Source organism: uncultured Flavobacterium sp. (assembly GCF_963922255.1).
Taxonomy (GTDB): Bacteria; Bacteroidota; Bacteroidia; order Flavobacteriales; family Flavobacteriaceae; genus Flavobacterium.
The window spans coordinates 139,575-153,144 of record NZ_CAWUIC010000001.1 but is presented as its reverse complement, the minus strand read 5'-3'; the positions used below and the strand labels follow the sequence as shown (position 1 = coordinate 153,144).

At 27.4% G+C, this 13,570-nt stretch carries 10 protein-coding genes; 8 read left to right on the top strand and 2 right to left on the bottom strand.

What is annotated here, in order from left to right:
• Window positions 1-2: 2 nt before the first annotated feature.
• Window positions 3-917, bottom strand: coding sequence for a DUF6268 family outer membrane beta-barrel protein (locus AABJ49_RS00700; protein ID WP_338375172.1), 915 nt, complete (start codon window positions 915-917; stop codon window positions 3-5).
• A gap of 188 nt (window positions 918-1,105) precedes the next feature.
• Here AABJ49_RS00700 and AABJ49_RS00695 point away from each other — a divergent pair, with 188 nt between their 5' ends.
• From AABJ49_RS00695 to AABJ49_RS00680, 4 genes are all read left to right on the top strand, one after another.
• Window positions 1,106-1,900 carry a phosphatase PAP2 family protein gene (locus tag AABJ49_RS00695; RefSeq protein ID WP_338375171.1) on the top strand — a complete coding sequence of 265 codons (795 nt, stop codon included), beginning with the start codon at window positions 1,106-1,108 and terminating at the stop codon, window positions 1,898-1,900.
• Window positions 1,901-1,980: 80 nt separating this feature from the next.
• Window positions 1,981-6,897 (top strand): translocation/assembly module TamB domain-containing protein, encoded by a 4,917-nt coding sequence (locus AABJ49_RS00690; protein ID WP_338375168.1) that lies wholly within the window; start codon window positions 1,981-1,983, stop codon window positions 6,895-6,897.
• Entirely contained in the window at window positions 6,884-9,172 is a 2,289-nt protein-coding gene (locus tag AABJ49_RS00685; RefSeq protein WP_338375165.1) for a BamA/TamA family outer membrane protein, read from the top strand. Before AABJ49_RS00690 ends, AABJ49_RS00685 begins: the two co-directional genes overlap by 14 nt.
• 105 nt (window positions 9,173-9,277) lie before the next feature.
• On the top strand, window positions 9,278-9,724 hold the full coding sequence (locus AABJ49_RS00680; RefSeq protein ID WP_338375162.1) for a hypothetical protein: 447 nt from the start codon (window positions 9,278-9,280) through the stop codon (window positions 9,722-9,724).
• 57 nt (window positions 9,725-9,781) lie between these two features.
• Here AABJ49_RS00680 and AABJ49_RS00675 read toward each other — a convergent pair whose 3' ends face one another.
• Window positions 9,782-10,288, bottom strand: a complete 507-nt coding sequence (locus AABJ49_RS00675; RefSeq protein ID WP_338375159.1) for a pyridoxamine 5'-phosphate oxidase family protein — start codon at window positions 10,286-10,288, stop codon at window positions 9,782-9,784.
• 179 nt (window positions 10,289-10,467) lie between these two features.
• Here AABJ49_RS00675 and AABJ49_RS00670 point away from each other — a divergent pair, with 179 nt between their 5' ends.
• The 4 genes from AABJ49_RS00670 to AABJ49_RS00655 are packed head-to-tail and all read left to right on the top strand — an operon-like array spanning window position 10,468 to window position 13,415.
• Complete coding sequence (locus tag AABJ49_RS00670; RefSeq protein ID WP_338375158.1) at window positions 10,468-11,274, top strand: ABC transporter permease; 807 nt, start codon at window positions 10,468-10,470, stop codon at window positions 11,272-11,274.
• The gene (locus AABJ49_RS00665; protein WP_338375156.1) at window positions 11,274-12,017 is read left to right on the top strand and encodes an ATP-binding cassette domain-containing protein; all 744 of its coding nucleotides are present in this window, start codon (window positions 11,274-11,276) and stop codon (window positions 12,015-12,017) included. Before AABJ49_RS00670 ends, AABJ49_RS00665 begins: the two co-directional genes overlap by 1 nt.
• 6 nt (window positions 12,018-12,023) lie before the next feature.
• Window positions 12,024-12,746, top strand: a complete 723-nt coding sequence (locus AABJ49_RS00660) for an MlaD family protein (protein WP_338375154.1) — start codon at window positions 12,024-12,026, stop codon at window positions 12,744-12,746.
• 6 nt (window positions 12,747-12,752) lie between these two features.
• The gene (locus tag AABJ49_RS00655) at window positions 12,753-13,415 is read left to right on the top strand and encodes a mechanosensitive ion channel domain-containing protein (RefSeq protein WP_338375151.1); all 663 of its coding nucleotides are present in this window, start codon (window positions 12,753-12,755) and stop codon (window positions 13,413-13,415) included.
• Window positions 13,416-13,570: the final 155 nt, after the last annotated feature.

Genomic DNA, 13,570 nt, shown 5'->3' with positions numbered 1-13,570 from the left:
TTTTATTTTTTATTCGAATCTACTTTGTAACTTACTCCAACATTCAAGAAGAAATTAGGTTTAAATTCATCATTATAGAATTCTGAAATTCTATCATAATTACTGTTATATTGTTCGTATAACCTACTAACTGTAACACCTGCTTTAAAAGACAACCAAATATTTGAACCTAAATCTTTAGCATAAGTTGGGTAGATAAAGATATTCATATTTCTTAAATAAGTTATATCATTTGGATTAATTATTGGATCATTAGATAAATTTAAATGTGTTAAATTACTTTCTGCATGATAACCAAACCCATAAGAATATCCATCTTTAGCAAAAGAAATAGATGCTTTACTTGGAATAAATGCAGAAATTTTCATATTGTCTTTTTCATATTGAAAATACAATGCTGGTAATATTCTAAACTTACCATTATTATTATTTACATTAATTCCAACTCCATATTTATAATTAGGATTTTTAACTACATCTTTAACAAAAACACCTGAAAATGAAGGAAACATATCTTCTGAATTAATTGGTTTTTTCCAATCAGTTCTTATATTTACTCTTGGAGCAGCATATAAAGTCCAGTTTTCATCTAAAATGTGTCTATACAAAACCATCAACTTAAAATGGTGCATATTATCTGGATAATTATTAAATTCTGGATCATAAGAATCAAAATTATAATCATACAAACGATAATTTATTAATCCATTTATTTTTATTTTTTCTCCAATCCTAATTGTTGGTGCATAACTTTGAAAATCAACTTCTGTAAGATGAGCTCTTGCGTCAGCGTTTTTTAAATTTGAATTGGGTATGTGCGTAATTTCTAAATGAACAGCATCTGTATCAAATTGCGAAAAAACAAATGTATTAGTTAACAAAAAAACTAATAACGTTATTTTATGAATTAATTTCATATGTGTTGGGTTTTAAATAGATTGTAAAATTAAGAACTCTACTACCATACTTGTTATATAATTATTGCATTTACTTATATAATTAAATACACAGTTTGCTTTAAATTATATAACAGATTGAAAATATTTTATAACGTTTTAACTAGCTATTCTTTTCAAATTTGTATTTCATTTATAAAACAAAAAACATGAAAAAGATACTGGTTTTATTTTTGTCACTACAGTCACTTTTGAGTTTTTCTCAAGTTGAATCTCCATATAAAACAGACTTACTAACTGATGGTGCTTTTATAGCTGGAGTTACAGGAATAAATGCTTTAGGATTAGTGATTATTAAAAATAAAGATTCCCTTTCTTTAGAAAAATTCAACAATTTAAATAAAAATGATGTTTGGTCTTTTGATAGATGGTCGGCTGGCTATAACGATGATAAAGCATCTAAGACTAGTGATTTACCCCTAATTGCTTCATTAGCTGTTCCTTTTTTATTTACATTAGATAAAAACACAAGACAACATGCTGGACAATTATCTGTAATGTATGTGGAATCAGTTGGACTTTCGTTAGCTGTATTTACAATGACTGCTGGATTAGTCGAAAAATCTAGGCCAAGAATATATAGTGATGAATTATCAGATGAAATTAGAAGATCAAATGATAACCAACGATCTTTTTTTAGTGGACACGTTGGTGCTGCATCAGCTTCAACATTTTTTGCGGCACAAGTATATTCTGATTTTTATCCAAATTCAAAAGCAAAACCTTACATTTGGGCTGGAGCAGCAATTCTTCCAGCAGTTGTTGGATATTATAGAGTAAAGGGTGGAAATCATTTTACTTCAGACGTAATTGTTGGGTATTTAGTAGGAGCTGCAAGTGGAATTTTAGTGCCTCGTATGCATAGAAAAAAAGAAACTAATTTAAAAATAGCACCAGAAATTGGTTTTGGTTATCAAGGAATTGGAGTTAATTATACTTTCTGATTTTGAAGTTAAAAAAGAATAAAATTTTAAAAATATTTTTATGGATAATAGGCTCAATTATTGGACTTATTCTTCTTTTATTGATATTAATTCAAATTCCTTTTTTTCAAAATTTAGCCAAAGATAAGGCTGTGGTTTTTTTACAAGATAAAATTAAAACTAAAGTCGAAATTGGAACAATTGATATTGCATTTCCCAAAAAAATAATTTTAAATGATGTCTACTTTGAAGATCAATCAAATGATACTTTATTAGCTGGAAAATCCTTAAAAATTGACATTAGTTTATTCCAATTATTGAATAACAAAGTTGAAATTAATTCTATTGATTTAGAAAAAATTACGGCTAACATTAGTGTAAACAAAGATTCTATTTACAATTTTGATTACATCATAAAAGCTTTTGAAACTCCAAATGAGCCAAAGACTGATGAAAAAGGAATGGAGATTTACATTAAAAAAATCAATCTTAATAAAATCAAATTTAAGTATAAAGATGTTGTTGCGAAAAATAATGTAGTTTTATACATCAATCATTTTGACACAGATATCAAAAAGTTTGATTTAAATAATTTGAATTTTGAGGTTCCTGACATTAATCTAAACGGTTTAAAACTAACTTTAAATCAAGATTTGGTTGAAGCTACTAAAAAAGTTACCAAAAAAATCGAAGAAGAAGCTGAAACAACCATTCTAAAATTAAATTTCAAAAACATTAATGTCGAAAATATTGATGTAACTTATAAAGATGCTATCACAAATTTAGATACTAAAATCGAATTTGAAAACTTAAAAACAGAAGTCAAAACAATTGATTTAGAAAAACAAATTATTGCGCTAAAATCAATTGAGTTAAACAAAACTAATGGCCAACTTATCTTAACCAAATCAAATCAAACTGTTGCAGAAAATACCGAAAGTAGTTCATCTGGTTTACCTTGGAAAATAGAAGTTGATGACATTTCAATAACGGAATTTGATTTCGAATTTAACAATAATAATGAAGTAAAAACTCAAAAAGGAATTGACTTTAACCATTTAAAAATAAATGCTTTAAATTTCAAAGGAAATTATATCACAATTAATGATGATAATTATAATGGAGAAATTAAAACGTTGTCTTTTAATGAATCTAGCGGTTTTCAATTAGAGGAATTAAAAACGGAATTTAATTACACTTCAAAAGGTGCTTTTCTTAAAAATTTATATGCAAAAACACCACAAACTATTTTACAAGATTATATTATAGTAACTTATCCTTCAATTGAATCTTTGACTGAAAATCCTGAAAACCTAACTGTTGATGCAAATTTAAAAAACAGCAAGCTTGGTTTCAAAGATGTTTTATTATTGGTTCCAGATTTGAACTCAAATGATGTTTTTAGTAATAATCCAAATGCAATTTTGAATTTCAATGCCAATATAAATGGTCAATTAGATGATTTAGTTATCAGTACGTTCAATGCAAATGGAATTGGAAACACAAAAGTTGATGCTAACGGAACCATAAAAGGATTGCCAAATTTTGAAACAACATATTTTGATCTTTCTATAAAAAATTTAGAAAGTTCATCAAAAGACATTTATTCGTTTACACCTAAAAATACAATTCCTGATAACATTCAATTACCTGAAAAATTTAATGCAAAAGGAAATTTCAAAGGAACAATAAATGCTTTTATAACCAATTTAGATATAAAAAGTTCCCTTGGAAATGCTATTGTGGAAGCTACCTTCGATCAATCTAGAAAAAATGATGAAAAATACATTGCTGATGCAAGTGTAGAAAATTTTGATTTAGGAACATTTATCAAAAACAAACAATTTGGAAAAGTCACGGCAAATGCAAGTATAAATGGTAGAAGTCTTGATCCTTCAAAAATGACAGCTAAATTGACTTCAAAAATTATAAAAGCTAGGTTTAATGAATATGATTACAACAACATAAACATAAATGGAAATATTAAAAACGGTTTATTTGTTGCAAATGCTAATTCTACAGATCCAAATTTAAATTTTGTTTTAGATGCAAAGGGCTCTTCAAATCCGGAAAAACCAACTGTAGATTTGAAGTTAAATATCGAACTTGTTGATTTAAATAAGTTGAATCTTCATGCTGGACCATTAAAAATGAGAGGCAATATCACAGCCAATTTTGATGATTTAAATCCAGATAATTTAAACGGAACTATCAACGCTAATAATTTTTTGGTTGCTTTAGAAAAAGAACAATTTCCTTTAGACACAATCAGTATTAGAGCCGTTTCAAATTTGGAAAAAGACTCACTTATCTTAAAATCTCAATTTGCAAATGGTTTAATTTCTGGAAATTATAAACTTTCAACTATTGCTGACCAATTGACTAATTCGATTTCAAAATATTATCAAATTGATAAAAAATATGTTCAAAACACTGAAAATCAAAACCTAAACTTTGAATTCTTAATTAAAGACGAACCGTTACTAAAAAAAATAATTCCAGAAATTATTGAGTCATCAGAAATTACATTAAGTGGAAATTACAATTCTGCGAATGATTCAATTGTTATAAATGCAACTATTCCAAGATTGAATTATGCAGGAAATGAAATTTCAAATGGAAATATCAAAGTCAATTCAATTGATAACGCTTTACTGTATAATGTTACTTTAGATAAGATAAAAGTATCCGAATTTGAAATTCCAAAAACTTCATTGGTTGGAAAACTAGAAGACAACACTATTGATTATGCTCTAAATATAAAAGATGTAAAGAATACAGATAAATATTTTCTTTCGGGAATTTTTAAAGATAGCTTAGGCGCATCAATCATGAGCTTAAATCCAGAAAAATTACTTTTAAATTATGAAGATTGGACAGTTAATGAAAATAATGAAATTAAAATTGAGAAAAACGGAATAATCATTCGCGATTTTATTATTCAAAATAATCAACAATCTTTTACAGTTCAATCAGAAAGTAATGCTGCAAATGCTCCAATTAAAGCAAAATTTGAAAACTTTAAATTAGAGTCCTTAACAAGTATTGCTAAATCAAATTATGAAGTTGGTGGAACAATAAATGGTGAAGCCACAATTAAAGATTTAACGTCTAATTTTCTTTTTGTAGCAGACTTAGATATTGAAAATCTTAGCATGAAAAATGATACTATTGGTAATCTTAATGCAAAAGTTGACAATAAAACGGCTAATTTGTATAATGCTAATTTAACCTTATCTGGCTTAGACAATCAATTAAACATTAATGGAAATTATAACATTAGCAATGAAAGTTTAGATTTTCTTGTCGATATTCAAAAACTTCAAATGAAATCTCTACAGCCATTTACTTTAGATAATTTAAGAGAAAGTGAAGGGTATTTAAATGGAAAATTAGATGTTACTGGAAAAGCGACAAATCCTAATGTCAATGGGAATATCAAATTCAATGATGTTGGTTTTGTAGTAGTTATGTTAAATTCAAAATTCAAATTAATTAACGATGAAATAAAATTTAATACTGATAAAATAGTCTTTAAAAACTTTAAATTACAAGATGAAAACGATAATCCATTGACTATAAATGGTACAATTGATAGTGAAAATTATACTAACTTAGGATTTAATTTAAATGTTGTAGCAAATAATTTTAGAGCTGTAAATTCAAAAGCAAAAGACAATGATTTATTTTATGGTGAATTGTATTTAGATAATAATTTGGACATAAAAGGAACATTAGAAAGTCCAATTATTAATGGAACAGTAAAAATAAATGCTGATACAAAATTCTCAATAGTTTTGCCACAAAGCGATCCTTCAATAGCTGATAGAGAAGGAATTGTTGAATTCATCGATCAAGATCAACCAGTATTAATTACAGTTGAAGACCCAACAAAACAAATCTCACAAACAGAAGTAAAAGGAATTGATGCTTCAGTAAATATTGCAGTCGATAAAGATGCAGAGATTTCAATTATCATTGATGAAGCCAATGGAGATTATCTAAAATTACAAGGTGAAGCCGAATTAACAGGTGGAATTGATCCTTCAGGAAAAACAACTCTAACAGGAAAATATGAATTTACTGGTGGAGCTTATGAGATGAATTTTAATTTAATAAAAAGAAGATTTGATATAAAACCGGGAAGTTATATCCTTTGGACAGGTGAACCAACAACAGCAAATGTAAATATTACGGCTGTTTACAAAGTAGATGCTTCTCCATTGGATTTAGTAGATGATCAATTAGCTGGAATTAATGATGAAACAAGAAATACCTATAAACAAAGAATTCCGTTTGAAGCAGAATTAAAAATGAATGGTGAGTTATTACAACCAGAAATTTCATTTGATATTGTTTTGCCTGAAGGAAATAACTCGGTTTCAGCAGAAATAATTAATACAACCCAAGCCAAATTAGAACAAATAAGAAGAGATGAAGATGCACTCAACAAACAAGTTTTTGCCTTATTGTTATTAAACAGGTTTATTGGTGAAAACCCTTTTCAAAGTGAAGCTGGTGGTGTTAGTGGTGCATTTTTAGCCAAACAAAGTGCTAGTAAAATTTTATCGCAACAATTAAATAATTTAGCAGGAGATTTAATAAAAGGATTTGAATTAGATTTTGACCTAGAAAATACTGAAGATTATTCTTCTGGACAAAGAGAAGAAAGAACAGATTTAAATGTTGGACTTTCGAAACAATTATTAAACGACAGATTAAAAGTTACTGTAGGAAGTAGTTTTGGAGTGGATGGTGAACAACAAGAAAACCAACAAGCATCAACAATTGCTGGAGATGTTACAGCAGATTACTTAATAACTAAAGATGGTCGTTATAAATTTAGAGCTTACAGAAAAAACAATTATCAAGTAGCTTTGCAAGGTCAAGTTATTGAAACTGGTGTAGCATTTATAATTACAATGAATTACAATAAATTTAAAGAGTTATTTCAAAAAAGTAGAAAAGACAGAAAAAAAGACAGAAAAGAAGATAAAAAAAAGAATGAGACTAAATAATTACATCTTACTAATTTTTGCAGTTTCAATTCTTTTGAGCTGTAGCGGAACAAGTAAAATTCCTGAAGGAGATTTATTGTACGTTGGTCATACTATAGTAATCGAAAAAGGAAAAGAAGATAAAAAAACAAGAAAATCCATAGAATCTGAATTGGATGGATTAATTCGTCCGAAACCTAATAAATCAATTTTAGGAATGCGACCAGGCATTGTTTTTTATAATATTTATGATACAGTAAAAAAAGAAAAAGGTTTCAAACATTGGGTTAAATACAAGTTAGGAAAAGAACCTGTTTTAATGAGTGATGTTGACTTAGAATACAATAAAAAAGTTGTTCAAAATTACGTAGAAAATAAAGGTTTTTTTAATGCTGAGTCAAAAGCAGATTCAACCAGAAATGGAAAAAAAGCAAAAGCAAATTATTCTACTAAACTTAATAATCAATATAAAATTAAGTCAATAACATTTCCTAAAGATTCAATCATATTGAGTCAAGAAATTAATAAATTAAAAGAAAAAAGCGTTTTAAAAGTTGGAAATCCTTATGATTTAGATGTTATTAAATTAGAAAGAGCAAGAATTGATGCCAATTTAAAAGAAAGAGGTTTTTATTATTTTAACGAAAATTATTTATTAGTTCAAGTTGACAGTACTGTTGCCAATCATGAAGTGGATTTAATTCTAAAAATTAAGGGTGACATTCCGGAAAAAGCAAAAAACCAATACTCCATCAATAATATTTTTGTGTATCCAAGTTTTAATTTAAAAAGAGATACTATTGCTAACCGAAAAATGGATACTATTAAATATCAAGATTTGACTATTATTGACAATAGAACTGTTTTTAGACCAATTATTTTCGAGAAAACTTTATTATTTAAAAAAGGAGATTTATACAACAGAACAACTCATAACCTATCGTTAAACAGATTGATTACTTTAGGAACCTTCAAATTTGTTAAAAATGATTTTGAAGAAAATAATACAAATCGAAATCAATTAGATGCTTATTATTATTTGACAGCTTTACCTAAAAAATCCATCCAATTGGAAGCTTTAGCTAAAACAAATTCAGCCAATTATTCTGGAACCGAATTAAATATAAATTGGAGTAATAGAAATACCTTCAAAGGAGCAGAATTATTAAAAATTTCAGCTTTTGCAGGTATTGAAGTCCAAGTTTCTGGTCAAAATAATGGGTTTAATGTTTATCGTTTTGGTGGTGAAGCAAGTCTGACTTGGCCAAGATTTATTTCTCCATTTAATATGACTTCCGGAAGTGCTTTTGTTCCTAGAACTAGAGCATTAATTGGCTATGAATATCAATTGAGAACCCAACTTTATTCCTTAAAAACTTTAAATTCTTCATTCGGATATTTATGGAAAGAAAATGAAAGAAAAGAACATGATTTAAAAGTGTTGAATATTGCTTTTACTTCTTCAAATAATGTTTCTGATTTATATAAATCTCAAATAGATTCTATTCCTTCTTTACAAAGAGTAATTGACAAACAGTTTATTTTAGGAACAACTTACGATTACACTTACACAAATACAATGTTGCAAAATAAAAAAAACAACATTTATTTTAGAGGTGGAGTTGATTTATCTGGAAACTCAACAGGTTTAATTTTAGGAGCAAATGACAGCGAAAATCCTAAAACTATTTTAGGTGTTCCCTTTAGTCAATATACAAAATTAGAAGCTGAATTTCGTCACTATTATAATTTCACTAAAGAAACAAGATTTGTCAGTAGAATAATAGTTGGAGCCGGAATTCCGTATGGAAATTCGGATGAATTACCTTTTATTAAACAATTTTACATTGGTGGAACAAGTAGTATTAGAGCTTTTAGAGCAAGATCCATAGGACCAGGAACTTTTAATGGAAATGAAACTACAAATTCTTTTTTACCAGATCAATCAGGTGATTTAAAATTAGAGATGAATGCTGAATTTAGAGGCAAAATCTATGATTTAGTTAAAGGAGCTGTTTTTGTAGATGCTGGAAATATTTGGCTTTTGAATGAAGATGAAAATAAACCTGGTGCCAAATTTTCCAACCAATTTATAAGTCAATTAGCGGTTGGAGCTGGTGTAGGATTGCGATTTGATTTTAGTTTTTTAATTCTTAGAACTGATTTAGCATTTCCTTTAAGAAAACCTTATTTACCAAAAGGTGAAGAATGGGTAATTGATGAAGTTGATTTTGGAAATGGCTCTTGGAGAAAAGACAATTTAATTTTCAATTTAGCTATTGGATATCCTTTTTAATGTAATGAATATCTTGAAATTTATTCGAGCAATTTTATAACTCAAAAACTTTTTTGTAATTGTAACTTAGTATCTTAAATTAATTTCAATCGAAAAATTTACATTATGGGATCAAATATAGAAATGAATCAGAAAATTCAAGCAATTATAAAAAAGGCCATCATTGTTGAGAAAGTTTATAAGGATGGTACAGTAAATGCAACAAATAAAAGTTTAATAAAATACTTAAATTCTAAAATTTTACATAGAAATAGTTTAGTAAAAGAATTAAGAACTCATTTATTAAAATCAGAAGAAATAACAATTGATCAAAATGCAGATGCTGAAAGTTTATCTTCTACAAAAAGAATAACATCAGAAAAAGATAATCAAACTTTACTTGAAGAATCCATAAAAATTGAAAAAGATATTTTAGATCATCTTGAAGATATTTTGGATAAAGAATATATTACAATGGATTTAAGAAATATTTTAAGCAATCATTATAACAGCATTAAAATTGAATATGAATCGATAAAAACTCTAGAAGATGTTGAAAAGGCATATTCATAAAAATAAAAAAGGCTTTTCATATTGAAAAGCCTTTTTTAATGGAATTAAATTTAGATTCTAAAATTTCAAATCTCCTTCTCTTCCAATATCCATTTTAATACCAGTTGCTGCTTGAGTTGCTATTTTTAGTAAAGAAATAATTTTTCCGTTTTTATTGTCCCAATAATGTACATCGCTTGGTTTTACACAAATTACTGAAACATTCGGATCTTTTTTGCCTTCATCAAACCATGCTTTTGCGATTGGTGACCAAAGTTTTTCAATAATTACTTTATCCTTGAATATTTGAGCATTTCCATAAATAGATAGAAATTCACTTTCGTTAGTATTTGTATAAAAAAGTTGAACTCTATTATCTGCTTTAATTTCAAAATTTTTATTACTCTGTGAAGAACTTATAAACCATAAATTACCTAAATCATCTACTTTCGTACTTGCCATTGGTCTTGTACTAATAGGTAATGATGTTAAATCTGTACAAAACAAACAGGTTTTTGTGTCTGCAATTAATTTCTGCAATTTTTCTATTGCTTTTTCCTCAAATAAATTTTCTATTTTACTCATGATAGTTGTATTTTTAGTTTATCCAAAGCTAAGAATAGCAAGCCATTAGAGTCTTACAAAATTCTAAATAAGATTTATAAAATGTTAAGTAAATAATAAACATCTTATAAGAAATAAATGAAATTGTGTAAGAAAGAAAACACCGCTACTGACTATTTTTGTTTCATAATTTATAGACAATGAGCAAAAAAATACTTTCTTCTCAAACCGACAAGCCACTTTTATCTGTTGCAAAAGAAAAGAGTGTTGCTTTTTTTTTAAATGTAGCAAATGTTGTAAATTATTTAAAAAACATAACTCGAAATCTATTTTCGAATCGATTAGAATTTCAAGAGTTTTTAAAACAATGCTATCAAATTGGAAATAAATCAGTTGGTTTAATTTCCATAACAGGAATTATAATTGGTTTAGTTCTAACAATTCAATCACGACCACCATTAGTTGAATTTGGAGCAGTTGCAATGCTTCCTGGAATGGTTGCTGTTTCTATTATTAGAGAAATGGGACCAGTTATCACAGCTTTAATTTGTGCTGGAAAAATCGGTTCAAGTATGGGTGCTGAATTAGGTTCAATGCGCGTAACAGAACAAATCGATGCCATGGAAGTTTCTAACACAAATCCAGTAAATTTTTTAATTATACCACGAGTTTTAGCAGCTACAGTGATGATTCCAATCCTTACTTTATATGCTGATGCAATTGGAATATTTGGAAGCTGGTTAGGAGTAAACATTAAAGATGATGTGAGTTTAAAATTATTCATAACGCAAGCTTTTAAAGTAGTAGAATTTATTGATATTATTCCAGCTATAATCAAATCTTTCTTTTTTGGAGCCGTTATTGGTTTAGTTGGGTGTTACAAAGGTTACAATGCAGGAAGAGGAACAGAAAGTGTTGGTATTGCTGCAAACTCAGCAGTTGTAACCGCTTCCTTATTATTAATTGTTGTAGACTTAATTGCTGTACAAATAACTGATTTATTATAATGGAAAAGACAGCAAAAAACATAATTATAGATATCAAGAATCTCAAAAAAAGTTTTGGAGATCAAAAGGTTTTACAAGGTGTAACATTACAATTGTATGAAAAAGAAAATTTAGTAATTTTAGGGAAATCTGGAACAGGAAAATCTGTTTTGATAAAATGCATTGTTAGTCTTTTACAGCATGATGAAGGAAGTATAAAAGTGGGCAATTATGAGTTAACTGATATTAATGAAGAAGAACTAATTGAAGTACGTAAAAAAATTGGCTTTCTTTTTCAAGGTGCTGCTCTTTATGATTCTATGACAGTGAGAGAGAATTTAACCTTCGCACTTTCTAGATTGGATAAAAAATTTTCCAAAGAAGAAGTTACTACTAAAATTGAAGAAGCCTTAGAAAATGTAAGTATGCCCAATTCAATCGATAAAATGCCATCGGAACTTTCTGGTGGAATGAAAAAAAGAATTGGTTTAGCAAGAACATTAGTAGTAAATCCTAAAATAATACTTTATGATGAACCTACTACAGGTTTAGATCCAATAACTTCAGACGAAATAAGCGATTTAATAAACGAAACAAAAAATAAATTTAATAATTCCTCTATAATTATTACACACGATATAAAATGTGTTAAAACAGTTGCAGACAGAATTATAATGCTAAAAGATGGAAAAGTCTATAAAGAAGGTAGCTTAGAAGAATTTACAACAGATAATGACCCCTATATTCAATCATTTTTTAATTAAGAAATCATGACAACAAATAAAAACGCATATAAAGTAAGATTAGGAATTTTTGTATCTTTAGGAATACTAATTCTATTTATCATCATATTTTTTATTGGAACAAATCAAAATCTTTTTAGTTCTAAATTTAAAATCACAACCAATTTTGGAAATGTAAGTGGTTTACAAGTTGGTGGTCAAGTACGATTCTCTGGAATATCGGTTGGAGTTATTGAAAATATTCAAATCATTAATGATTCTACTGTAAATATAATTGCCTCAATAGACAACGATGTAAAAAAATTCATTAAAAAAGATAGTAAAGCATCCATCGCTTCTGAAGGAGTTATAGGTGATCGAATTTTAACTATTTCTCAAGGAAGTTCAAAATCTCCTCAGGTTAAAGATGGTGATCGAATAGAATCCTTTGAACCTGTAGAATTTGATGAAATATTATCATCTATAAAAGTTACTGCTGAAAATGCTGAAATTATCACAAGTGAATTAGCTCTGTTATTAAGTGATATTAACAACGGTGAAGGAACAATTGGAAAATTAATGAATGATGAAGGAATGGCTAAAGATTTAGATAGAACGATGGAAAATTTAAGAAAAAGTTCTAAAGGTTTAGAAGAAAATATGGAAGCTGCTAAACATAATTTTCTATTAAGAGGTTATTTTAAGAAGAAAGAACGAGAAAAAGAAAAAGCAGCTAAAGAAGCAGAAAAAGAGGCTAAAAAAAATAAATAAACGTTTATGAGTCCAGAAATAGAAACATTTAAACAATCTTTATATCAATCTTGGTTTGGTTTAATTAATCAATTGCCAACTATTATTTTTTCAGTAATTATCTTTATTATTGGATTATTAATTATCAAGTTAATCAATAAATATTCCAAAAAAATAATCATTTCAAAAGCAAATGATCCTTTGATTGCTGATTTTATTTTAAGTATTATTTCAATGGTTTTAACTATAATCCTATTTGTGGTTTGTTTAGGCATTCTTGGTTTTGATGATGTTACCAATAAAATTTTAGCTGCAGCTGGATTATCTACATTTATAATTGGTTTTGCATTAAAAGATATTGGAGAAAATTTTCTTGCCGGAATTTTAATGGCTTTTCAAAGACCTTTCAGAATTGGAGATCTAATTCAAATTGAAAATGTAAAAGGAAGAGTTATTGAAATGAGTTTGCGTTCAACAACCATTAAAACTTTAAACGGAATTGATGCTTATATTCCAAACGGCTCTATTTTAAAAAATAATTTAGAAAATTTTACGGTAGATCAATTAATGAGAGATGATTTTATAATTAGTGTTGCTCATGATGAAAAAATTGATTTAGCAATGCAACAAATAGACGCAACATTAATGGAAAATGAATTTGTATTAAAAATACCAAGTCATTCTGTTTAGTTGATAAAATCGAGAATGATATCGTTAATATTAAAATTTATTATTGGTATAAAACTGATGAAGTAAAAGCTCCAGGAGGAAAATTAAAATCAGACTTGCAATTAGCCGTTTACAAAATTCTAAAATCAAGTGGTTATAATTTACCAACTACAACT